The organism is Streptomyces sp. (genome assembly GCF_036524955.1).
GTDB lineage: Bacteria > Actinomycetota > Actinomycetes > Streptomycetales > Streptomycetaceae > Actinacidiphila.
Genome location: NZ_DATDBG010000323.1, coordinates 32,443 through 54,758, shown reverse-complemented (window position 1 = coordinate 54,758; position 22,316 = coordinate 32,443). Strand labels below are relative to the sequence as shown.

Annotated in this window: 19 protein-coding genes; 15 read left to right on the top strand and 4 right to left on the bottom strand. The window is 72.7% G+C overall.

Features of this window, described 5'->3' with window-relative positions:
- The 7 genes from sucB to VIW71_RS25565 form a co-directional block, all read left to right on the top strand.
- On the top strand, nt 1-1,034 hold a 1,034-nt coding region (gene sucB, locus VIW71_RS25595; protein ID WP_331625003.1), incomplete at its 5' end, for a 2-oxoglutarate dehydrogenase, E2 component, dihydrolipoamide succinyltransferase.
- A 175-nt stretch (nt 1,035-1,209) separates the two neighbouring features.
- Nucleotides 1,210-1,848: a GntR family transcriptional regulator gene (locus tag VIW71_RS25590; RefSeq protein ID WP_331625002.1), complete on the top strand. Its 639-nt coding sequence runs from the start codon at nt 1,210-1,212 to the stop codon at nt 1,846-1,848.
- A 242-nt stretch (nt 1,849-2,090) separates the two neighbouring features.
- The gene (aceE, locus tag VIW71_RS25585) at nt 2,091-4,772 is read left to right on the top strand and encodes a pyruvate dehydrogenase (acetyl-transferring), homodimeric type (RefSeq protein ID WP_331625001.1); all 2,682 of its coding nucleotides are present in this window, start codon (nt 2,091-2,093) and stop codon (nt 4,770-4,772) included.
- A gap of 149 nt (nt 4,773-4,921) precedes the next feature.
- A complete protein-coding gene (locus tag VIW71_RS25580; protein ID WP_331625000.1) occupies nt 4,922-5,911 on the top strand; it encodes a GNAT family N-acetyltransferase in 990 nt (329 codons plus the stop codon).
- A 127-nt stretch (nt 5,912-6,038) separates the two neighbouring features.
- On the top strand, nt 6,039-6,551 hold the full coding sequence (locus VIW71_RS25575) for a DUF4240 domain-containing protein (protein ID WP_331625006.1): 513 nt from the start codon (nt 6,039-6,041) through the stop codon (nt 6,549-6,551).
- Nucleotides 6,552-6,663: 112 nt separating this feature from the next.
- Nucleotides 6,664-7,560: a TIGR01777 family oxidoreductase gene (locus VIW71_RS25570; RefSeq protein WP_331624999.1), complete on the top strand. Its 897-nt coding sequence runs from the start codon at nt 6,664-6,666 to the stop codon at nt 7,558-7,560.
- A 202-nt stretch (nt 7,561-7,762) separates the two neighbouring features.
- The gene (locus tag VIW71_RS25565) at nt 7,763-9,061 is read left to right on the top strand and encodes an NAD(P)/FAD-dependent oxidoreductase (protein ID WP_331624998.1); all 1,299 of its coding nucleotides are present in this window, start codon (nt 7,763-7,765) and stop codon (nt 9,059-9,061) included.
- A gap of 17 nt (nt 9,062-9,078) precedes the next feature.
- Here the strand turns inward: VIW71_RS25565 and VIW71_RS25560 are convergent, their stop codons facing one another.
- The gene (locus VIW71_RS25560) at nt 9,079-10,797 is read right to left on the bottom strand and encodes a regulator (protein WP_331624997.1); all 1,719 of its coding nucleotides are present in this window, start codon (nt 10,795-10,797) and stop codon (nt 9,079-9,081) included.
- 290 nt (nt 10,798-11,087) lie between these two features.
- Here VIW71_RS25560 and lipB point away from each other — a divergent pair, with 290 nt between their 5' ends.
- The 4 genes from lipB (at nt 11,088) to VIW71_RS25540 (ending at nt 14,260) form a co-directional block, all read left to right on the top strand.
- Nucleotides 11,088-11,864 carry a lipoyl(octanoyl) transferase LipB gene (gene lipB / locus VIW71_RS25555; RefSeq protein ID WP_331624996.1) on the top strand — a complete coding sequence of 259 codons (777 nt, stop codon included), beginning with the start codon at nt 11,088-11,090 and terminating at the stop codon, nt 11,862-11,864.
- A 145-nt stretch (nt 11,865-12,009) separates the two neighbouring features.
- Nucleotides 12,010-12,966, top strand: a complete 957-nt coding sequence (gene lipA / locus VIW71_RS25550; protein ID WP_331624995.1) for a lipoyl synthase — start codon at nt 12,010-12,012, stop codon at nt 12,964-12,966.
- Between the two features lie 266 nt (nt 12,967-13,232).
- Nucleotides 13,233-13,463, top strand: a complete 231-nt coding sequence (locus VIW71_RS25545) for a hypothetical protein (protein WP_414720847.1) — start codon at nt 13,233-13,235, stop codon at nt 13,461-13,463.
- A gap of 113 nt (nt 13,464-13,576) precedes the next feature.
- Nucleotides 13,577-14,260 (top strand): DUF4191 domain-containing protein, encoded by a 684-nt coding sequence (locus VIW71_RS25540; RefSeq protein WP_331624993.1) that lies wholly within the window; start codon nt 13,577-13,579, stop codon nt 14,258-14,260.
- Nucleotides 14,261-14,391: 131 nt separating this feature from the next.
- Here VIW71_RS25540 and VIW71_RS25535 read toward each other — a convergent pair whose 3' ends face one another.
- Nucleotides 14,392-14,859 carry an RDD family protein gene (locus VIW71_RS25535; RefSeq protein WP_331624992.1) on the bottom strand — a complete coding sequence of 156 codons (468 nt, stop codon included), beginning with the start codon at nt 14,857-14,859 and terminating at the stop codon, nt 14,392-14,394.
- Between the two features lie 198 nt (nt 14,860-15,057).
- On the opposite strand from VIW71_RS25535, the gene glnA reads away from it, so the two are divergent.
- Nucleotides 15,058-16,467: a type I glutamate--ammonia ligase gene (gene glnA, locus VIW71_RS25530; protein ID WP_331624991.1), complete on the top strand. Its 1,410-nt coding sequence runs from the start codon at nt 15,058-15,060 to the stop codon at nt 16,465-16,467.
- Between the two features lie 197 nt (nt 16,468-16,664).
- A complete protein-coding gene (locus tag VIW71_RS25525) occupies nt 16,665-17,531 on the top strand; it encodes an Fpg/Nei family DNA glycosylase (protein WP_331624990.1) in 867 nt (288 codons plus the stop codon).
- A gap of 66 nt (nt 17,532-17,597) precedes the next feature.
- Here the strand turns inward: VIW71_RS25525 and VIW71_RS25520 are convergent, their stop codons facing one another.
- Both VIW71_RS25520 and VIW71_RS25515 read right to left on the bottom strand, forming a co-directional pair.
- Nucleotides 17,598-18,470, bottom strand: a complete 873-nt coding sequence (locus VIW71_RS25520) for an aldo/keto reductase (RefSeq protein ID WP_331624989.1) — start codon at nt 18,468-18,470, stop codon at nt 17,598-17,600.
- A gap of 71 nt (nt 18,471-18,541) precedes the next feature.
- The gene (locus VIW71_RS25515) at nt 18,542-19,264 is read right to left on the bottom strand and encodes a type 1 glutamine amidotransferase domain-containing protein (RefSeq protein WP_331624988.1); all 723 of its coding nucleotides are present in this window, start codon (nt 19,262-19,264) and stop codon (nt 18,542-18,544) included.
- 137 nt (nt 19,265-19,401) lie between these two features.
- Here VIW71_RS25515 and VIW71_RS25510 point away from each other — a divergent pair, with 137 nt between their 5' ends.
- Entirely contained in the window at nt 19,402-20,394 is a 993-nt protein-coding gene (locus VIW71_RS25510; protein WP_331624987.1) for a LysR family transcriptional regulator, read from the top strand.
- Between the two features lie 207 nt (nt 20,395-20,601).
- A complete protein-coding gene (locus tag VIW71_RS25505) occupies nt 20,602-22,305 on the top strand; it encodes a hypothetical protein (protein WP_331624986.1) in 1,704 nt (567 codons plus the stop codon).
- Nucleotides 22,306-22,316: the final 11 nt, after the last annotated feature.

Genomic DNA, 22,316 nt, shown 5'->3' with positions numbered 1-22,316 from the left:
CGGCTCCCCCCGCGCCGGCCCCGGCGCCGCAGCAGGTCACCCCGCCGCCGGCCCCCCCGGCGCCGGCTCCTGCTCCGGTCACCCCGGTCGCGGCTCCCGCCGCCGCCCCGGCCGTCGGCGCGTACGTCACCCCGCTGGTCCGCAAGCTCGCCGCCGAGAACGGCGTGGACCTCGGCTCGGTACGCGGCACCGGCGTCGGCGGCCGGATCCGCAAGCAGGACGTGCTCGCCGCCGCCGAGGCCGCCAAGGCCGCCGCCGCTGCCCCGGCCGCGCCGGCCGCCGCCGCGCCGAAGGCCGCCACCGCGGTCTCCCCGCTGCGCGGCCAGACGGTCAAGATGACGCGGATGCGCAAGCTCATCGGCGACAACATGATGAAAGCCCTGCACTCGCAGGCGCAGCTCACCACCGTGGTCGAGGTGGACGTCACCCGCATCATGCGGCTGCGCGGCAAGGCCAAGGAGTCCTTCCTCGCCCGCGAGGGCGTGAAGCTCTCCCCGATGCCGTTCTTCGTCAAGGCCGCCGCCCAGGCGCTCAAGGCCCACCCGGCGATCAACGCCCGGATCAACGAGGACGAGGGCACGGTCACCTACTTCGACTCCGAGAACATCGGGATCGCGGTGGACTCCGAGAAGGGTCTGATGACCCCGGTCATCAAGGGCGCGGGCGACCTCAACATCGCCGGTATCGCCAAGAAGACCGCGGAACTGGCGGGCAACGTCCGGTCCAACAAGATCACTCCGGACGACCTGGCCGGCGCGACCTTCACGATCAGCAACACCGGCTCGCGCGGCGCGCTGTTCGACACGGTCATCGTGCCGCCGAACCAGGCGGCGATCCTCGGCATCGGCGCGACCGTCAAGCGCCCGGTGATCGTGGACACCGCCGACGGCACGGTCATCGGCATCCGGGACATGACGTACCTGTCGCTCTCCTACGACCACCGGCTGGTGGACGGTGCCGACGCGGCCCGCTATCTGACCGCGGTCAAGGAGATCCTGGAGGCGGGCGAGTTCGAGGTCGAGCTCGGCCTCTGACCGCCCCCTGGTGGCACTACGGGGGTACGGGGCCCCCGTTCCGGCTGATCGCCGGGACGGGGGCGCCGTCGTGTCGGCCGCCACCCGCGACGCGCTCACCCCGCGCGGATGGGGAGTCGCCATCGCGTCCCCGTCGTATCGTCTATGTCACGCAAACCGTGAAGGAGTGCCCCCCATGGGTTCTGCCGCCGCCTCGCATCTGGTTGTGCACAGCCTGCGCGAGCAGATCCGCGAGCACATCCTCGAAGGCATCGTGAGCGGGCGGTGGAAGCCGGGCGAGCGGATCGTGGAGCGGCGGATCGCGGTGGAGCTCCAGGTCAGCCAGACCCCGGTGCGGGAGGCGCTGCGGGAGCTGGAGACGCTGCGGCTGATCGAGTCGGCGCCGAACAAGGGCGTACGGGTGCGCAGCCTGACGGCGGCCGACCTCAAGGAGAGCTATCCGGTCCGGGCGGGCCTGGAGCAGGTGGCGGCCGAGCTGGCCGCCACGCGGCTGGCGGCGGACCCCTCTGCGCTGGAGCACGAGGTCGAGGCCCTGCGTGCCGCCGACGCGGCGCTGGACGGCGAGGCACAGGTACGGCACACGGTGGCGTTCCACCACGAAGTGGTCCGGGCGGCCGGCAACGCCGTGCTGCTGCACGCCTGGGAGTCGCTGGGCATCGAGGTCTGGACGACTCTCTCCATCCGGTGGCTGAGCCCCGCGCCGCGCGCGTACGCGGCCGACCACCAGGAGATCCTGGACGCCTTCGTCCGGGAGGACCCGGCGATCTGCGAGCTCATCAAATCCCACGTGCTGAGTTGCGCGCCGCAGGTGTAGCCCGAGCACCACGTAGGTGTCACGTAAGTGTCACGCACCGCTGCGACCAGCATTTCTAAGGTGACGCAGACCTGACACTCGGTGCCCTCAAGGCTGACACCCCGTGCCACCTGCGATTTTCCTGCCCGGAACCCATTGATCGATCATCGATCGGCGGCGTACCGTGGAAGGCGGGGAGCGAACCCTGTCTGCCGACTCATCCGCTCCACCCCCTCCTCCCTCCGTTCGGAAGGCGGCCACCCATGCCCGACGCCGTACGACAAGCACGGCTGAGTCAGCTCGACCAGATCCCCGACCGGGACCCAGAAGAGACCGCGGAATGGCGTGCGTCACTCGACGCCGTGGCCAAGGCCGCGGGACCGCACCGGGCCGCGTACCTGATGCGCCAGACGCTGGAAAGCGCCGGCGACGGGATCGCACTGCCCTCACTGCTGGAAACGCCCTACATCAACACCATCCCGACCTCCGCCGAGCCCGAATACCCCGGCGACGAGGCGATGGAAGCCCGGATCACCGCCTGGAACCGGTGGAACGCCGCCGCCATGGTGACCCGCGGCAGCCGGCAGAGCCTCGGCGGCCACATCGCCACCTTCGCCTCGGCTGCCTGGCTGTACGAGACCGGCTTCCAGCACTTCTTCCGCGGGAAGGAGGGTGACGGCTCCGGCGACCAGCTCTACCTGCAGGGCCACGCCTCCCCCGGCATCTACGCCCGCGCGTTCCTCGAAGGGCGGCTGACCGAGGGTCACCTCGACCGGTTCCGCCAGGAGGCGAACGGCGACGGCCTGCCCTCGTACCCGCACCCGCGGCGGCTGCCGTGGCTGTGGGAGTTCCCGACCGTCTCGATGGGCCTCGGCCCGCTGTCGGCGATCTACCAGGCCCGGTTCAACCGCTACCTGGAGCACCGCGGCATCAAGGACACCTCGGCCTCCCGCGTGTGGGCCTTCCTCGGCGACGGCGAGATGGACGAGCCGGAGTCGACCGCCGCCCTGGCGCTGGCCGGCCGTGAGGGTCTGGACAACCTGACCTTCGTGATCAACTGCAACCTCCAGCGGCTGGACGGCCCGGTCCGCCCCAACTTCAAGATCGTGCAGGAGCTGGAGTCCCAGTTCCGCGCCGCGGGGTGGAACGTGGTCAAGGCCCTGTGGGGCCGCGCCTGGGACGAGGTGCTGGCGCAGGACACCGACGGTGCTCTGCTCCAGCGCCTCGGCGAGATCCCGGACGCCCAGTTCCAGACGTACGCCACCCGCGACGCGGCGTACGTCCGCGACCACTTCTTCGGCGCCGACCCGGCACTGCGCACGATCGGCACCCGGCTCACCGACGCCAAGCTGCTGGAACTCTTCCACACCTCGCGGGCGGGCCACGAGCAGCGCAAGGTCTACGCGGCCTATCGCGCCGCCGTCGACCACAAGGGCGGCCCGACGGTGATCCTCGCGCAGACCGTGAAGGGCTACACGCTCGGCGCGGGCTTCGAGTCCCGCAACGCCAACCACCAGATGAAGAAGCTCACCGGCGCGCAGTTCCGCACGATGCGCGATCTCCTGGAGCTTCCCATACCGGACAGCGCGCTGGACGCGGACCTGGTCCCGTACTGGCACCCCGGCGAGAACTCGCCCGAGGTGCGCTACCTGCGCGAGCGGCGCGCCGCGCTCGGCGGTCCCGCGCCCGCCCGCAAGGTGGTCGCCAAGCCGCTGCCGCTGCCCGGCGACAAGGTGTACGCACCGCTGGCGAAGGGCTCGGGCGGCCAGGAGATCGCCACCACGATGGCCTTCGTCCGGCTGGTCAAGGACCTGATGCGGGACAAGGAGACCGGCAAGCGGTGGGTGCCGATCGTCCCCGACGAGGCACGCACCTTCGGTATGGAGTCGCTGTTCCCGTCGGCGGGCCTGTACTCGCCGAAGGGGCAGACCTACGACCCGGTCGACCGCGACCAACTGCTCTATTACAAGGAGGCGAAGGACGGCCAGATCCTCAACGAGGGGATCACCGAGGCCGGTTCGCTCGCCGACTTCACCGCCGCGGCCACGTCGTACGCCACGCACGGCGAGCCGATGATCCCGTTCTACATCTTCTACTCGATGTTCGGGTGGCAGCGGACCGGCGACCAGTTCTGGGCGCTGGCCGACCAGTTGGGCCGCGGGTTCATCATCGGCGCGACCGCGGGCAAGACCACGATGACCGGTGAGGGCCTCCAGCACGCGGACGGCCACTCGCACCTGATCGCCTCCACCAACCCGGCGGCGATCAGCTACGACCCGGCGTTCGCGTACGAGGTCGGGGTCATCGTCCGCGAGGGCCTGCGGCGGATGTACGGTCCCGGCTCCGCCGACGAGGACTCGGACATCTTCTACTACCTGACGGTCTACAACGAGCCGAAGGTACAGCCCGCCATGCCGCCCGGTGTGGAGGAAGGCATCCTCAAGGGCCTGTACCGCTTCCAGGAGGCCGCGCCGGCCGCCGAGGACACGCCCAGGCTCCAGTTGCTCGCCTCCGGCACCGCCATCCACTGGGCGCTGGACGCGCAGCGGATGCTCGCCGAGGAGTGGGGTGTGGCGGCCGACGTGTGGTCGGCACCGTCCTGGACCGAACTGCGGCGCGAGGCGCTGGAGTGCGACGCGGCGCGGCTGCGCGGCGAGGAGCGGGTGCCGTACGTGACCCGCGCGCTGGCCGGTGCGCCCGGTCCGGTGGTCGCGGTCAGCGACTGGATGCGGGCGGTGCCCGACCAGATCGCGCCCTGGGTCGAGCAGGACTGGACATCGGTCGGCACGGACGGCTTCGGTCTCTCCGACACCCGTGCGGCGGCCCGGCGGTACTTCGGTGTCGACCCGCAGTCGGTGGTGGTCCAGGCGCTGGCCGCGCTCGCCCGGCGCGGCGACGTCAAGCCGGAGACGGTCAAGGAGGCGGCGGAGCGGTACGGGCTGTAGCACTCCGACCGGGTGCTCCGCCCGGTCCGGTGGGGCGGTCGCGGGTGGCTGTAGGGGTGCCACGCGCGGCCGTCCGCCGTGTTCGGCCACAGGGCCGGCGACTGGAAAACGATTGCGAGCCCTCGCGCCCAGCCGCTACGGTCCCCCGGATGCCCGCCGACCCACGCCCGCTGACAGCACCCGTCCCCGATGACTTCCGCGCCTGGCACCAGGTGGAGGCCGCGGCCCTCGCCCATGACCGGCCCGGGGAACCGGTGCCGTCGCAGGCGGCGGTCGAGGCGCGGCTGACGGCGGCGGGCAGCCGCAGCCGGCTGGTGCTGTGGCTGGTCCGCGGTTCCGGTGACGAGCCGGTGGCGACGGCCACGCTGCGGCTCTTCCACGAGCAGCGCCACCTCGCCCGGTTCGACGTGACCGTCCACCCCGCGCACCGGCGGCTCGGCACCGGCTCCCGGCTGCTGTCCACGGTCACCGGGGCGGCCACCGACGCGGGCTGCCGCAGCCTCATCACCGAAGTAACAGCCGGCACGGCCGCGGAGGGCTTTCTGGCCACCCGCGACTTCCTCCCGGCGCTGCGGCTGACCTGGCTGCGCCTCGCCCTCGACGAGGTGCCCGAGCGGGTCCACCGCCTGCCGTCGGCCGCGCATCCCGGCTACCGGCTGACGTCCTGGGAGGGCGTGGTACCCGACGGCCTCGCCGAAAGCCTGGTCCGCGCCCACCAGGGCATGGCCGACATGCCGACCGGCGAGGTGGACATCGGCGAGGCCCGCTGGGATGTGGCCAGGGTCCGCGAGGTCGCCGAGGCCGTCGCCCGCCGGGGCGAACGCCTGCTGACGGTGGCCGCCCGGTGCGAGGCCGACGGCTCGATCGCGGGCTACACCGAACTGGTGCTGCCCGCCGACGCCGCCCCCCGCGCCCAGCAGTACAGCACCGCGGTCCTGCCGGCCCATCGCGGCCACGGCCTGGGCCTGTGGATCAAGGCCGAGATGCTCCGGCTGGTGCGCGAGCGGCACCCGCACCTCACCGAGATCACGACGGACAACGCCGACGACAACCGCCACATGCTCGCCGTCAACACGGCGCTCGGCTTTCGCCCCCTGCGTCGCACGGTCCTGTACCAACTGAGCCCGGCACGGCGCTGAACCTCCGCGGCGGGCGCCGGGCGCCGCCCTCCCGGACCGGCGCCCCTCCGACCGGTCCGTAACGACACGGCGTGTCCGGGGTGCCGCGCGTGCGTGGAGGGGCGGCAACCGGGAAGCTGGACGCGTGATGGACGAGACGGAGTTCTGGGAGATCGTCGACGGTACGCGTGAGGCCGCGGGCGGCGATCCGGAGGACCACGCCGATCTGCTGATCGAGCGGTTGACCCAGCTCGACCCGGACTCCGTGGTGGACTTCGCCCGGCACTTCGAGACGCGCTTCGTCCGCGCCTTCCGGTGGGACCTGTGGGGCGCGGCCGACATCATGCTGGGCGGCGCCGACGACGAGTCCTTCGACTACTTCCGCTGCTGGCTGATCGGCCAGGGCCGCCATGTCTTCGAGGGCGCCCTGCACGCCCCGGACGATCTGGCCGCGCTGGCCGCCGGTTTCGACCCGGAGACCGACGGCGACGCGGAGGATCTGGGCTACGCGGCCGACGAGGCGTACGAACGGCTCACCGGCGTCCGGCTGCCGGATCTGGAGCTGCCGCAGCCGGAGGCGCCCGAGGGCGAGCCGCTGGACCTGGACGACGAGCAGGCGATGGCGGCCCGCTTCCCGCACCTGTGGGCGCGGTTCGGCTGACGCGTCAGGACACGGGACGCGGTACGGACGGTTACGCACACGGACCGACGCCGTACGATCACTGTGCGCGTGCCGCCTGACCCGGCGTCACCGGGCACGCGAGAATGACCGCATGCGTATCGCTGTCACCGGCGCCTCCGGGCTGATCGGTTCCGCTCTCGTCCGGTCGCTGGTCACGGACGGCCACGACGTCGTCACCCTGGTGCGGCGACCGCCGGACGGGCCGGGCGAGGTCCGGTGGGACCCGGCGGCCGGCACCGTGGACACCGGAGGCCTCGCGGGGTGCGAGGCCGTCGTCCACCTCGCGGGCGCGGGCGTCGGCGACCGCCGCTGGACCGAGGCCCGCAAGAAGGTGCTGCGGGACAGCCGGGTGCTGGGCACCGCCGCGATCGCCCGCGCCGCGGCGTCACTGGCCCCGGCGCCGCGGGTGCTGCTGTGCGGCTCGGCCATCGGCTACTACGGGGACACGGGCGACGACTGGGTGGACGAGGACAGCCCGGCCGGCCAGGGCTTCCTCGCCGACCTGGTCCAGGAGTGGGAGGCCGCCGCCGACCCGGCCCGCGCGGCGGGCATCCGCACCGTGTGCGCCCGCACCGGCCTGGTGGTGGCGAGGAACGGCGGCGCCTGGGGCCGGCTCTTCCCGATCTTCCAGGCCGGGCTCGGCGGGCGGCTCGGCGACGGGCGGCAGTTCTGGAGCTTCATCGCGCTGCACGACGAGATCGCGGCGCTGCGGTACGCCCTGGACACCCCGGCGCTGTCCGGCCCGGTCAACCTGACCGCGCCGGAACCGCTCACCAACCGCGAGGTCACCGCGGCGATGGGCCGGGTCCTGCACCGGCCGACCCTCGCCACCGTCCCGGCGTCCGTGCTGCGCCTGGCGCTCGGCGAGTTCGCCGGGGACGTGCTGGGCAGCCAGCGGGTACGGCCCAGGCGGCTGCTGGAGGCGGGCTTCACGTTCGCCCACCCCGGGATCGACGCGGCGATCGCCGCGGCGCTGAGCGAGGTGTAACACCCGTCGCAGGGGACAGGCGAAGCGTGACCGGATGTTGCCCGACCCCGACCGTATACGGTCCGAGAAGGGCCGGATTGCTCCGGTGCGCGCCGCATCGATTGCCTTTGTTGAGGGCATGACCACTACCAGCGCCTGCCGGAGGCCGGCACGGTCGGGCGGCGCGAGCGGGGGATCGGACCCGATCTGGGGGAGGGGCATCGTGCTCGCACCAGTACGCCGTCATCACGCGGCGGCCGTCGTGGACGTGGTCGTGGTCGGCGCGGGACTCGCCGGACTTTCCGCGGCCCACCATCTGATCGGCGGCGGCCTGACGGTCGCCGTGCTGGAGGCCGCCGAGCGGGTCGGCGGCCGCATGGCCACCGAGACGGTGGACGGCTTCCGGCTGGACCGCGGCGCCCATCTGCTCAACACCTGCTACCCGGAGCTGCGGCGCACGCCGGACCTGCGCGCCCTGCCGCTGGCCCCGTTCGCGCCCGGCGCCCTGGTCCGCGCCGCCGGACGCGGCTACCGGGTGGGCGATCCGCGCGGTGCCCGCGCGGCGTTCAGCTCGGCCCGCGCACCGATCGGCTCCACCCTGGACAAGGCACGGCTCGGCACCACCCTCAACCGCCTCGCCGCCACGCCCGCCTCCCGGCTCGCCGCCCGCCCCGAGACCACCGCCGCCCAGGCGCTGTCCGCCCGCGGCTTCGCACCCCGCACGGTCGACGGCTTCCTGCGCCCACTGTTGGCCGCCCTGCTGTGCGATCCGGAGTTGACCACCTCCAGCCGCGTCGCCGACCTGGTGCTGCGCGGCTTCGCCCGCGGTCGTACGTGCCTGCCGGCGGCCGGCGCGGCGAGCGTGCCCGAGCGGCTGGCGGCGGCGCTGCCACCGGGAACGATACGGTTCGGCAGCCGCGTCACGGAGGTCGCCGTCAACGCGGTCCGTACCGAGAACGGCCGCGAACTCCCGTGCCGGGCCGTGGTGGTGGCCACCGACGCCCGAACGGCGAGCGACCTGCTGCCCGGCCTGCGGGTGCCCGCCTTCCACCAGGTCACCGTCGTCCACCACGCGGCACCCGCCGCACCGGTGCGCGAACCCGTCCTCGTACTCGACGCCGACCGCCTCGGCCCGGTCTCGCACACCTTCCCGGCCAGCGCGGTCGACCCCACCAGGGCCCCGGCCGGGCACGCCCTGGTCACCTCGGTCATCCTCGGCCCGTCCCCGGACGGCGACGGCGACAAGGCCGTACGAGCCCACCTCGCCGAGCTGTACGAGACCTCCACCGACGGCTGGGAACTGCTCGCCGTGCACACCGACCCCGACGCCGTGGCGGCCATGCCCGCCCCGCACGACCTGCGCCGTCCGGTACGGGTGCTGTCCGGGCTCTACGTGTGCGGCGGCCACCGGGACACGAGCACGGTCCAGGGCGCCCTGCTGTCGGGGCGGCGGGCCGCACTGAGCGCCTTGCGGGACCTGGCGGCGCCTGCCCCGGGACCGGAGCGGCGGGAGGCGGCGTAGCGTCGCGGGGACCGGCCCTAACGGCCCAACGCCCCCACCCGCTCGTGGAACGCCCGCACCACGCCCACGTTCCGGTACGGCTCGAACCGCCGCACCAGATCCCGCACGTACTCCGCCGCACGAGCGGATCGCAGGTCCGCCGCCTGCTGCACCACCTCCAGGCCGAGCGCGCCCGCCGTGTCCACCTCGCCGAGGCCGAGGCGGGCGCAGGCGAGCACCGTACGGCAGAAGAGGCGGCTGCGGGCGTAGCCGACCGGGCGTAACTGGAGGGACCGCTCGGCGTACCGTGCGGCGAGCCGGTGCTGGTGGAGGTCGCGGTGGCAGTGCCCGAACTCGTCGGCGAGCTGCGCCTCGTCGAAGAAGCGGGCCCAGGGCGGCACCTCGTCGCCGCCCCGCGCGACGGACAGCGCGCGCTCCGCCCGCACGAGCGCGGCCGTACAGGCGCGCACGTCCCCGAGCAGCCCGTGACCGCGGGCCTCGGCGGCGTGCAGGAGTGCCTGTGCGACGGCGGGCGCGCCGGTACCGACGCCCTGCTGGGCGACCCGCGCGAGCTGGACGGCCTCGCGCCCGTGCCCGAGGTAGACCGCCTGGCGGCTCATGGTGACGAGCACATAGCCGCCGTACACCCGGTCGCCCGCCGCCTGGGCGAGCCGGAGCGCCTGGACGAAGTAGCGCTGGGCGATGCCGTGGGCGCCGATGTCGTACGACGTCCATCCGGCCAGCCGGGTCAGTTCGGCGACGGAGGCGAACAGCCCCCGCCCGGTGTTCTCCCCGTACCTGCCGCGCAGCATGGGCTCGGCCTCGTACTCGAGGTAGCGGACGAGGGCCTGGCGGGCGTGGCCGCCGCCGTAGGCGTGGTCGAGGGTGCGGAAGAGGTCGCCGACGGCCCGTACCGCGGCGACGTCACCGGCGCTGATCCTGCCGCGTGCCGCGCCGGCGTGGAAACCGGGCAGGGATGAGGACTTCCCGCCGGCGGTGCCCGGCCCGGCGCGGCCCGGGCTCGTGTGGCCCCTGCTCTGCCCGGGCACCCGCGCGGCCAGGTCGCCGACGCCGGCCGGGGCCGGGGCACCCCCACCACCGGTCGCACCACCGCCCGCTCCGCCGACGCGCGCCACCGAGTCGTCGGCCCGCCCGATGAGCCAGTCGCGGCTCGGGACGACCAGGCCGGCCGGGGTGGACGTGATCTTCCGGAGCTCCGCCGGGTTCCCGGTGTCCTTGCGCCACAGCCCGCTGACGATGTCCACCGCCTCTTCGGGTGACGCCGCGTACTCCAGGCCCGCGTAGACGGGCGCGCAGGAGTCGAGCCCGAGGTCCGGTGGGGACAGGCGGCGCCCGAGCCGCTGGGTGAAGACCTCGGCGATCAGCGCGGGCGTGGCTCCGCGCGGCTGCTGTCCGCGCAGCCACCGGGTCACCGAGGTCTTGTCGTAGCGCAGGTCGAGGCCGTGCTCCAGGCCGAGCTGGTCGACCCGGCGGGCGAGCCCGGCGTTGGAGAAGCCGGCCTCGGCGATCAGTGCGGCGAGCCGGGTGTTGTGCCGGGTGGTACGGGTCGGCGGGGCGGACGGCGGTGCCCGGTGCCCGGCGGTGACCGGGGTGGGGACGGCGGTCGGGACGGAGAGCGGGACGGGGCTCGGGACAGGGGCGGGGCCGGGAGTTCGGGCGGGGGTTCGGGTGGGGGCGGGGCGGAGGATGGTGTCCGGCGTGCGGTCCGGGTTTCGCTGCGTGGAACGGTCCGTCATCGGTTGTGCGGCCCAACTTCCTCTGGGTGGGTCTCAGGATCGGCGCGAATGTAACGGTCAGTGCCGGGAAGTTCACCGTAAGAGCCGCATAATCACCCGAATGAACTACAACAGCGCACATTGCGGGGTAAACCACCTGGGTCGGGGGGCGCACCGCGGCGGTATGGCGAGGGCCACAGCGGCTCCCCCACCGGCGGCGGCGGATCGCGGTGCCCGCCGCCGTACAGTGAGTGGGGCGCGGATCGCGCACGCGGGGCACGGGCACGACCGGGTACGGATGGGGAGTCGTCGTGAGTGAGCTGCACTTCGTCCACCTGGGGTTCGGGGCCGACGCCGTGGAGTACCAGGAGGCGTGGCAGGAGCAGCGAAGGGTGCACGCGGCGCGTTTCGCGGAGGAAGTCCCGGACACCTGCCTGCTGCTCGAACACCCCCCGGTCTACACCGCGGGCCGCCGTACCGCCGACAACGAGCGCCCGCTCGACGGCACCCCGGTGGTGGACGTCGACCGCGGCGGCAAGATCACCTGGCACGGCCCCGGCCAGCTCGTCGGCTACCCGATCCTGAAGCTCCCCCGGCCGGTCGACGTGGTGGCCCACGTCCGCCGCCTGGAGGAGGCGCTGATCCGTACGGCGGCGGACTTCGGCGTGGAGACCACGCGGGTGGAGGGACGCAGCGGGGTGTGGGTGCTCGGCGATCCCGTGGAGCAGCGGAGCGGCGGCCTCACCCTGGACTTCGACCCGCGGCTGGCGGACGAGGAGTTCGACCCGCGGCTGAGCGGCCCGCAGTACGCGCCCTCCAACGCCGGCCAGCGCCGCGAGGACCGCAAGCTCGCGGCGATCGGCATCCGGGTCGCCAAGGGTGTGACGATGCACGGGTTCGCGCTGAACTGCGACCCGGACAACACCTGGTTCGACCGGATCGTGCCGTGCGGCATCCGGGACGCGGGCGTGACCTCGCTCTCGGCGGAACTCGGCCGCCGGGTCGCCGTGGCCGAGGTGCTGCCGGTGGTGGAGAAGCATCTGACGCGGGTGCTGGAGACGACGGTGCCGCTGCCGCGGGCCGTCTAGCGCCCCGGACGGCGGGGCCGGCGGCGGGCGGGACCGCGGTGGCGGGAATTCCCCCTCGACGCTGCTGGTTACACCGTTTCGGGGCGTGTGAACCACGGGCGTACCCTGGTGTTCGCCGAAGAATCGAAGTCATAGGGAGCCGGTCGTGTCTGCAGTCGCACCCGACGGACGCAAGATGCTGCGCCTGGAGGTCCGCAACAGCCAGACCCCCATCGAGCGCAAGCCCGAGTGGATCAAGACCCGGGCGAAGATGGGCCCCGAGTACACGCAGATGCAGAAACTCGTCAAGAGCGAGGGTCTGCACACCGTCTGCCAGGAAGCCGGCTGTCCCAACATCTACGAGTGCTGGGAGGACCGCGAGGCGACCTTCCTCATCGGCGGCGACCAGTGCACCCGGCGGTGCGACTTCTGCCAGATCGACACCGGCAAGCCGGCCGCGCTCGACCGCGACGAGCCGCGCCGCGTCGGCGAGTCCGTGCTCACCATGGACCTCAACTACGCCACCGTCACCGGCGTCGCCCGCGACGACCTGGAGGACGGCGGCGCGTGGCTGTACGCGGAGACGGTACGGCGGATCCACGCGATGACCGCCGAGCGGCCGGGCGGCCGTACCAAGGTCGAACTGCTCATCCCCGACTTCAACGCCGAGCCCGCGCAGCTCGCCGAGGTCTTCGGCGCCCGCCCCGAGGTGCTGGCGCACAACGTGGAGACGGTGCCGCGGATCTTCAAGCGCATCCGCCCGGCCTTCCGCTACGAGCGCTCGCTGGAGGTCATCACCCGCGCCCGCGCGGCCGGCCTGGTCACCAAGTCCAACCTGATCCTGGGCATGGGTGAGGAGCGGGCGGAGGTCAGCCAGGCACTGCGGGACCTGCACGGCGCGGGGTGCGAGCTGATCACGATCACGCAGTACCTGCGGCCGTCGGTGCGGCACCACCCGGTGGAGCGGTGGGTGAAGCCCGCGGAGTTCGTGGAGCTGAAGGAGGAGGCCGAGCAGATCGGCTTCGCGGGTGTGATGTCGGGGCCGCTGGTGCGGTCCTCCTACCGTGCGGGGCGGCTGTTCCAGCAGGCGATCGACCGTCGGCAGGAGCTGGCGGCGAGCTGAGCGCGGGGCGGCGCCCCGGTCCCCGGGCGTCGCACGGACGCACCCGGGGATCGGTCCCGGGCATCGCGTACAACCGGCCGCACCCCGCCGAACGGGCGATCCGTACGGCGGTTTCGGTCGTGCCGCTTTTGGCGCGTGGACGCTTTCATGTGAGATTGACCGACTGGTCACCGGCTGGTAACACATTGTGGCAAGGCTGGTTTCACATAACAGCGGTTTCCGCTGCCTTCTGACCATGTGAGGGGGGCGCCATGTCGTCCGAGTCCATGCAGGCTCCTCACCCGCACGTTCCTGTGGCCGGTGCGCTGCGGGCCGTCGAATCCTTTCTGCTGCGCGGTGGCCAGCGGACCGCCCGCCGGAACGCGTGGGCGGCCGTGGTCGCGGACCGGCAGCGCGCCAAGGACCGGCGGGAAGCGGAGTACGAGATGAACGCCCTGGTGAGCGGCGTCCGTGCGAGCGCCGTTCGGGACGGCGTTCGGGACGCCGTACGGGACTGAGCCGGCTGCACCGGGCCTGAGCGCGCGGAGGCGAGAAGGCGGCGCGGCGGATTGAACCCGGCCGTCCGCAGCCGCCGTGACGGCGTACCGCCAGGCCACGTATCCTGTGCCGCATGGCGAGGAAGGAAACATCCGAGAACCCTGGGCGACTGGCACAGATCGCTCAGACCTACAAGATGACCAGGCAGGCCGACTCCAAGATCGGGCTTGTCATTGCGGCTGTGGGAATCGTCACCTTCGGTGTCGTCCTCGCCCTCGGCTTCTTGATCGATCACCCCGTCTACGCGGGCATTCTGGGCTTTCTGCTGGCCCTCCTCGCGATGGCGGTGGTCTTCGGCCGCCGTGCCGAGCGGGCCGCGTTCGGGCAGCTGGAAGGTAAGCCGGGCGCCGCCGCGGCCGTGCTCCAGAACGTCGGGCGGGGCTGGACGACCACGCCCGCGGTGGCGATGAACAAGAGCCAGGACGTGGTCCACCGCGCGGTGGGCAAGGCCGGCGTCGTCCTCATCGGCGAGGGCAATCCCAACCGGGTCAAGAGCCTGCTGGCCGCCGAGAAGCGCAAGGTCGCCCGGGTCGTCTACGACGTGCCGGTGCACGACTACATCATCGGGACCGGTGAGGGCGAGCTCCCGCTGAAGAAGGTCCGCACCACCCTGCTGCGGCTCCCCCGCGCGCTGAGCGGCCCCAAGACCACCGAGGTCAACGACCGGCTGCGGGCGCTGGGCGATCTGATGAGCAACATGCCGATCCCCAAGGGCCCGATGCCCCGCGGCGGCATGCGCATGCCGAAGGGCCGCTGAGCCGTCCTCTCGCGCTTCTCACGGCTACGGGTCAGGGGTAGTCACATCCACGGGTGAGGCCCGGGACCGCACTGGTCCCGGGCCTCACCCGTATGTCCGAAACCCCGGTCGCCGGTCCGGAAACCCCGGACTCAGAACCGCACCTCCACCGACTTCGCGGCCTTGTCGTGCAGGCCGCGGGTGTCGCGGTCCCAGACGACGGCCGGGAGGAAGAGGAGCAGCAGCACGGTGCGGATCACCGCCGCACCCGGGCCGAGGCGGCGGCCGTCGAGCCGTACCACCCGCAGCCGCATCAGCAGCTTGCCCGGGGTGCTGCCCGCCAGGGCGACGCCCAGCACGGTGACCACACCGAAGACGGCAAGGGCCCACGAGTTGGCCGCGTGGACGTCACGGTGCGCGATCAGGCCGTATGCGATCACCACGCACAGAATCCAGTCCACGAACACCGCCACCAGCCGTCGGCCGATCGGCGCGACGGACCCCGGCCCCTCCTCGGGCAGGCCGAGCCGCTCACCGCGGTACCCGAGATCCACGCCCATCTGCTCAGCGGCGGCACGCGGCCCCGACAGCCACGATCCGATTGCATCCCTGTTGTCCACGCGACCACCGTAACCCCCGCACGAGGTATTCCGGCCGCCCGGGTACCACCCTCCGACGTTGCGGTTAACCTCTAGGAAACAAATGGGTCATATGGAAGAAATGCGTGGTCCCTATGGTCGGGACAGAGTGCGCCACCGCACTGGCCGCACCGCGAACCGCATCCCCGACCCGGCAGGGCCGGGTCTAGGAGGAGTTGGATGTTCCAGAACGCCGACGACGTCAACAGGTTCATCTCGGACGAGGACGTCAAGTTCGTCGACGTCCGGTTCTGCGACCTGCCCGGCGTCATGCAGCACTTCACGGTCCCGGTGTCCTCGTTCGACCCGACCGAGGAGCTGGCCTTCGACGGCTCGTCCATCCGCGGCTTCCAGGCCATCCACGAGTCGGACATGGCCCTGCGCGCCGACCTCTCCACGGCCCGCGTCGACCCGTTCCGCAAGGACAAGACGCTCAACATCAACTTCTTCATCCACGACCCGATCACCGGCGAGCAGTACAGCCGTGACCCGCGGAACGTGGCGAAGAAGGCCGAGGCGTACCTCGCCTCCACCGGCATCGCCGACACCGCGTACTTCGGCCCCGAGGCCGAGTTCTACGTCTTCGACAACGTCCGCTTCCAGACGTCCTCGAACGAGTCCTTCTACCACATCGACTCCGAGGCCGGCGCCTGGAACACCGGCGCCCTGGAGAACAACCGCGGCTACAAGGTCCGCTACAAGGGCGGCTACTTCCCCGCCCCGCCGGTCGACCACTTCGCCGACCTGCGCGCCGAGATCTCCCTCGAACTGGAGGCGGCCGGCCTCCAGGTCGAGCGCCAGCACCACGAGGTCGGCACCGCCGGCCAGGCGGAGATCAACTACAAGTTCAACACGCTGCTCGCCGCCGCCGACGACCTGATGCTCTTCAAGTACATCGTGAAGAACGTCGCCTGGCGCAACGGCAAGACCGCGACCTTCATGCCCAAGCCGATCTTCGGTGACAACGGCTCCGGCATGCACGTCCACCAGTCGCTGTGGCAGAACGGCTCCCCGCTGTTCTACGACGAGGCGGGGTACGCGGGTCTGTCCGACACCGCCCGCTACTACATCGGCGGCATCCTCAAGCACGCCCCCTCGCTGCTCGCCTTCACCAACCCGACGGTGAACTCCTACCACCGTCTGGTGCCCGGCTTCGAGGCCCCGGTGAACCTGGTCTACTCGCAGCGCAACCGCTCCGCCGCGATGCGCATCCCGATCACCGGCTCCAACCCCAAGGCCAAGCGCGTCGAATTCCGCGCCCCGGACTCCTCCGGCAACCCGTACCTGGCCTTCTCGGCCCTGCTGCTGGCCGGCCTCGACGGCATCAAGAACAAGATCGAGCCCGCCGAGCCGATCGACAAGGACCTCTACGAGCTCGCCCCCGAGGAGCACGCGGGCGTCCCCCAGGTCCCCACCTCCCTCCCGGGCGTCCTCGACTCCCTCGAGTCCGACCACGAGTTCCTCCTCCAGGGCGGCGTCTTCACCTCCGACCTGATCGAGACCTGGATCGACTACAAGCGCACCAACGAGATCGCCCCGCTCCAGCTCCGCCCGCACCCCCACGAGTTCGAGCTCTACTTCGACGTGTGATCCGGCCCCAGACCGCCCTGCGGCCCCTCCCACCAGCCCGAACGGCTACCGGGAGGGGCCGCGGGGCGTAACGGTCCCCCGAACGCGGTTGACCGGCGGCCCCGCTCCGAACGGACGGGCGGTGAACACTGCGGTCGGACGGCGGCCCGGAGGCGGGCGGAGTACGGGGAAGGCGGCGCCCCTGGCAGACTGGGGTTATGCCTGAAATGCCGGAAGTGGAGTCACTCAGCCGGTTCCTGGCCGAGCAGGTGGTCGGGCGCCGGGTCGGGAAGGTGTACGCGGTCGCCGTGTCCGCGCTGAAGACGTACGACCCGCCGGTCGGCGCGATCGAGGGCCGTACGGTCGAGGAGGTGATCCGGCACGGGAAGTTCCTCGACCTGCGCGCCGGTGAACTGCATCTGGTCGTCCATCTGGCGCGGGCGGGCTGGGTGCGGTGGCACGACAAGACGCCGACCGTGCCGCCGCGCCCCGGCAAGGGGCCGCTGGCGCTGCGCGTACTGCTCGCCGACCCCGAGGGCGCCGGTTTCGACGTGACCGAGGCGGGGACGCAGAAACGCCTCGCGGTGTACGTCGTACGGGACCCCGCGCAGGTACCCGGGATCGCCCGGCTCGGGCCCGACCCGCTGGACGAGGGCTTCACGCTGGAGGCGTTCCAGGGGCTGCTCAGCCGTGAGCGGCGGCAGATCAAGGGCGTGCTGCGCGACCAGAGCGTGCTCGCCGGGATCGGGAACGCGTACTCGGACGAGATCCTGCACGCGGCCCGCATGTCGCCGTACAAGCCGGCCGCCAGGCTCACGGCGGCGGAGGTGGCCCGGCTCTTCACGGCGATGGGGACGACGCTGGCCGAGGCGATCGAGCGGTCGCGCGGGCTGCCGCTGCGCGACCTGAAAGCGGAGAAGAAGAGCGGGCTGCGGGTACACGGACGCACGGGCGAGCCGTGCCCGGTCTGCGGGGACACCATCCGTGAGGTGTCGTTCAGCGACTCCTCGACGCAGTACTGCCCGACCTGCCAGACCGGCGGCAAGCCGCTGGCGGACCGGCGCCTGTCGCGGCTGCTGAAGTAACCACGGCAGACGGGCCGGTCCGCGCGGCGCGCCCGCGTCCCGTACGGAGTCCGTACCGGCGGGGCCTCAGACGGCCGCGGCCAGCGCCTCGTACTCCTCGTCGCTCAGGGAGAGACGCGCCGCCTCGGTGTTCTCCTCGACGTGGGCGACGCTGGAGGTGCCGGGGATCGGCAGCATGACCGGGGACCGGCGCAGCAGCCAGGCCAGGGCGAGTTGCGAGGGGGCGGCGGCGTGGTCCTTGGCGAAGGTGTCCAACGGGCCGCCGGGCTTGGCGAGTTCACCGGTGGCGATGGGGAACCACGGGATGAACGCGAGGTTCTCCGCCTCGGCGTACTCCAGGACGTCCTCGGCGCTGCGGTTGGCGAGGTTGTACAGGTTCTGCACGGAGACGATCGGCGCGATCTCCCGCGCCTGCCGGATCTGGTCGACGGTGACCTCGGACAGGCCGATGTGCCGGATCTTGCCCTCCTGCTGGAGCAGCACGAGTTCGCCGAGCTGGTCGGCGAGCGGCACCTGGGGGTCGATGCGGTGCAGCTGGTACAGGTCGATCCGCTCCACGCCGAGGTGACGCAGGCTCAACTCGGTCTGCTGCCGCAGGTACTCGGGCCGGCCGACCGGCCGCCAGTCGCCGGGGCCCGAGCGGGTCAGGCCGCCCTTGGTCGCGATCACCAGGTCGTCGGCGTACGGGTGCAGGGCCTCGCGGATCAGCAGCTCGCTGACGAACGGGCCGTACGAGTCCGCGGTGTCGATGAAGTTCACGCCGAGCTCGACCGCGCGCCGCAGCACCCGTACCGCCTCGGCCGGGTCCTTCGGCTCGCCCCATATACCGGGGCCGGTGATCTGCATGGCGCCGTACCCGAGCCGGTTGACGGGCAGATCACCGCCGACGGAGAAGGTGCCGGAGGCGTCCGCCGGGCGGGCGGAGGTCTGCGTGGTCATGTGAGGTGCCTTTCGACGCACAACAGTGGGACGGTACGAGGCTATCCGCGAGCGCCGGTCCGCGGACGTGATCAGGCCAGCCGCTTCAGCAGTTCGGCGGCGACCGGGGCGGAGGAGGCCGGGTTCTGACCGGTGACCAGGTTGCGGTCGGTGATGACGTACGGCGCCCAGGGCTCGCCTTCCTGGAAGTCCGCGCCGAGGCCGGTCAGGCCGTCCTGGAGCAGCCACCTCGCCCTGGGCCCGAGACCGGCCTGGTTCTCCTCGACGTTGGTGAAACCGGTCAGGCGGTAGCCGGCGAACGCTCCCCCGGCGCCGGTACCCGCGATCCCCCCGTTCTCCCCGTTCTCGCCGGTGGCGAGCAGCGCCGCCAGGCCGTGGCAGACCAGGCCGAGCGGCTTGCCCGAGCCCAGCGCGTCGATCAGCAGCTTGCCGGAAGCGGCGTTGACGGACAGATCCTCCATCGGGCCGTGTCCGCCCGGGTAGTACACGGCGTCGTAATCGGCGAGGTCCACGTCCTCGACCCGCACGGGGTGGTCGAGCTCGGTCATCCCGGCCAGCGCGGCGGCGGCCTTCCCGGCGCCCTCCGGTCCGCCGTTGAACTCCGGCGCCAGGCTGCCCCGGTCCACGGTCGGTACGACACCGCCGGGCGTTGCCACCACGACCTCGTGTCCGGCCGCGGTGAACGCCTCGTACGGCACCACGGCCTCCTCCGCCCAGAAGCCGGTGGGGTGCTTGGTGCCGTCCGCCAGCGTCCAGTGGTCGCTGCCGGTCACCACGAAAAGGATCCTCGCCATCTCACACACTTCCGAAGGTAGGGGGCCGCCCGGCCCGAAGGAGGTGCACGTTCCGGCTCCTCGAACCCGGAACGCCACCGCGCCGACTCCTCGACCGTAGGACGCTGCGACCATCGGCTACCAATAGGATCGCCTGCATGAGGCATAGGGAAACCAATGGGTCGCAGGAGCGGGCGGCCCAGCCGGGGGGCGCCGGGGCAAACGGGCTGCCGCAGCCGCACGGGACCGGCCCGCTCGATCTGAACCTGCTGCGCACCTTCCTCGCCGTGCACCGTTCCGGCTCGTTCACCGCGGCGGCGCGGCTGCTGGGGTTGTCGCAACCGACGGTGACCACGCAGGTGCGGGCGCTGGAACGGCAGCTCGGCCGGGAGCTGTTCGAGCGGCAGGCGCGCGGGGTGGTGCCGGTGGCGTTCGCGGACGACCTGGCGAACCGGGTGGTGGCGCCGCTGGACGCGCTCGCCGCGGTGACCGGTTCCGGCGACGGGGCGGGGGACGCCGCCGCGGAACCGGTACACCTGGCGGGGCCGGCCGAGCTGCTGTGCGTACGGGTGCTTCCGGCACTGGCACCGCTGGTCGCCGAGGGGGTGCGGCTGCGGGTGACCCCGGGGCTGACCGATCCGCTGCTGGAGGAGTTGCGGGCCGGACGGCACGATCTGGTCATCGCCACCAGCCGGCCGCGGGGTCGCGCGCTGACCGCGGCGCCGCTGATGGACGAGGAGTTCGTACTGGTCGCCGCGCCGACCTGGGCCGAGCGGATCGGCACCGAGGGGATCGGTACCGAGCTGCCCGGCGCGCTGCACAGGGTGCCGCTGGTGGTCTACGCCGACGACCTGCCGATCGCCCGCCGCTACTGGCGGCACGTCTTCGGCAGGCGCCTGACCTGCCGCGCCGCCGTGACCGTGCCCGACCTGCGCGGCGTCCTCGCCGCGGTCACCGCGGGCGCCGGCTTCACCGTCCTGCCCCGCTATCTGTGCCGGCGCGAACTGGCCGCCGGCGCCCTCGTCGCCCTGCACGAGCCCGACGACCCGCCGATCAACACTCCCTTCCTCGTGCAGCGTCCCGGGCCCACCGCCAACCCCGGCATCGCCCGGGTCCGCGACCACCTCCTCCAGGCGGCCCGCGGCTGGTGAGACACCGCCGGCCGGTGGTACCTCACCAGCCGCGGGCCGGCGGGCCGCCTTCACCGCCGCCCCGGTCCGCACGGCGCGGCGATCGCTGCGAAGCGCGGGCACGCGCGCCGAGCCGTGTCGAAGCGCCCGTGGGTGGCGGCCGGCCGTCCCCGTTCCGTGACCCGCCGGTCGAGGAGCGGCGCGACCGCCCGCATAGAGTCGGTCGCTGTGACCTCAGTGAAAGCTCACGGCGAGCGCGGCACCACGACACCGACCGCTGCCAAGGACGGTACGACGCCGCACGCCGCCCGTATCGCGGCGGCCGTGGCCGGCGTGGTCGCGGTGGCGGCGATGTGCTGGAGCGGGCTCAACCACGATGTGCGGTACGTGCTCGGCGGGATGCGGGCGGCCGGCGACGGGGGGTACTCCGCGTCGGAGACGTTCGTGCACCGGCCGTTGGCGTACCGCTGGATCCTGGCGTCGCTGGACCGGCTGACCGCGGGGCCGGTCGCGCCGCGCGAGGCATGGCTGCGGCTGCTGGTGATCGCGCTGACCGCCGCCGTGGTGTGGTGGCTGCGGGCCGGGCTCACCCGGCGGTTGCCGCGGCGGGAGGCGAACGCGGTCGCCGCCGGCATCGGTCTCGCGCTGCTGTTCGCGCCGGCCTGGGACTTCCTGCAACCGGAGTGGGTCGCGGTGTGGCTGGCGGTGGCGGCGCTGGCGGCCGGGCTGGGTTTGCGCCGCCTGCGGTACGCGGTCCCGGCCGCGGGTGCGCTGACCGCGCTGGTGGTGCTGGTCAAGTACACGACCGCCCCCACCGCGCTGCTGTCGCTCGGCGCACTGGTCGTGCTCGACCGCCGCCGCGGCTGGTGGACGGCGGCTGCCGCGGCGATCGCCACCCCGGCCGGGTTCGTTCTGGCGATCGCCGTTCAGCCGCGCGAGTGGCGGTGGTTCAACGAGCTGTCCGCGCTCAACCCCAACACGCCGTTGCAGAACGGCCTGCACGTCGCCGACCTGCGGCAGCTCGTCGACACGGTGGGTACGGAAGCGCTGATGAACCCGGTGGTGGCGCTGCTGCCCGCCGCCGTCGTCCTGCTCGCCGGGGGAAGCGGCCGCGCGCGCTGGGCGTGGCCGCTGCTGACCGGGGCGGGGGTGGCCGGCGTACTGGCCGCGCTGGTCGTGCAGGGGCAGTGGTTCGAGTACCACCTGGCCGCGCTGCCCGTCCTGGCCGCCGCGCTGTGGGCGCTGGCCCTGGTCCGGTACCCGCACCGCTGGGTGCTCGCCGCGACCGCGCTGCTCGGCGCCGCCGTCCCGGCCGTCGCCGGGCAGTCGCTCGCCTGGCGCGGCGCGCACGCGGGCCTCGCGTACAGCCTCCTGTCGGCCGTGACCGCCGTCGCCTTCGGTGCGGCCTTCTCCGGGCGGGGAAGGCCGCTGCGGGGCGGGGCGCCGCCGCGGTACGGGACCGCCGCCGTCGCCGTCCTCGCGCTGGCGATCCCGGCGTGGCCGACGACCCCGTACTCCTACGACACCCGGCACTCCGCCTTCACCGCGCTCGAACGCGCCCGCACCCGGCAGGATGTGAGCCGGTGGCTGGACGGAGTACGGGACCGGATCGGGCCGGGCACCCCGGTGACGTATCTGGCCTTCGGGGACATCGGTTACCTGCTGGGCAATCCGACGCACTGCCGTTACCCGACCCCGACCTTCCTGCAGCGCACCCGCTACGACCGCGAGATCACCGGCCAGACCAGCTACCGGGAGAACCTGGGCTGCCTGGACGACCCGGGCGCGCGGTACGCGGTGCTGGACACGTTCTGGTTCCCGCTGAGCCAGGTCGCGCCCGAGGTGTCTGCGGCGGTACGGGCCCGCTACGACTGCGCCGCGCCGTCGGCCACGTACCCCGCGCTCCATCTGGTGGTCTGCCCACGGCGCTGAGCACGCACGTG

Bases quoted from the DNA above. Each gene is read 5' to 3' on its own strand.
- VIW71_RS25590 (WP_331625002.1), top strand. From the start codon at position 1,210: ATGGGTTCTGCCGCCGCCTCGCATCTGGTTGTGCACAGCCTGCGCGAG.
- aceE (WP_331625001.1), top strand. From the start codon at position 2,091: ATGCCCGACGCCGTACGACAAGCACGGCTGAGTCAGCTCGACCAGATC.
- VIW71_RS25580 (WP_331625000.1), top strand. From the start codon at position 4,922: ATGCCCGCCGACCCACGCCCGCTGACAGCACCCGTCCCCGATGACTTC.
- VIW71_RS25575 (WP_331625006.1), top strand. From the start codon at position 6,039: ATGGACGAGACGGAGTTCTGGGAGATCGTCGACGGTACGCGTGAGGCC.
- VIW71_RS25570 (WP_331624999.1), top strand. From the start codon at position 6,664: ATGCGTATCGCTGTCACCGGCGCCTCCGGGCTGATCGGTTCCGCTCTC.
- VIW71_RS25560 (WP_331624997.1), bottom strand. From the start codon at position 10,797: ATGACGGACCGTTCCACGCAGCGAAACCCGGACCGCACGCCGGACACC.
- VIW71_RS25545 (WP_414720847.1), top strand. From the start codon at position 13,233: ATGCAGGCTCCTCACCCGCACGTTCCTGTGGCCGGTGCGCTGCGGGCC.
- VIW71_RS25540 (WP_331624993.1), top strand. From the start codon at position 13,577: ATGGCGAGGAAGGAAACATCCGAGAACCCTGGGCGACTGGCACAGATC.
- glnA (WP_331624991.1), top strand. From the start codon at position 15,058: ATGTTCCAGAACGCCGACGACGTCAACAGGTTCATCTCGGACGAGGAC.
- VIW71_RS25525 (WP_331624990.1), top strand. From the start codon at position 16,665: ATGCCTGAAATGCCGGAAGTGGAGTCACTCAGCCGGTTCCTGGCCGAG.
- VIW71_RS25520 (WP_331624989.1), bottom strand. From the start codon at position 18,470: ATGACCACGCAGACCTCCGCCCGCCCGGCGGACGCCTCCGGCACCTTC.
- VIW71_RS25515 (WP_331624988.1), bottom strand. From the start codon at position 19,264: ATGGCGAGGATCCTTTTCGTGGTGACCGGCAGCGACCACTGGACGCTG.
- VIW71_RS25510 (WP_331624987.1), top strand. From the start codon at position 19,402: ATGAGGCATAGGGAAACCAATGGGTCGCAGGAGCGGGCGGCCCAGCCG.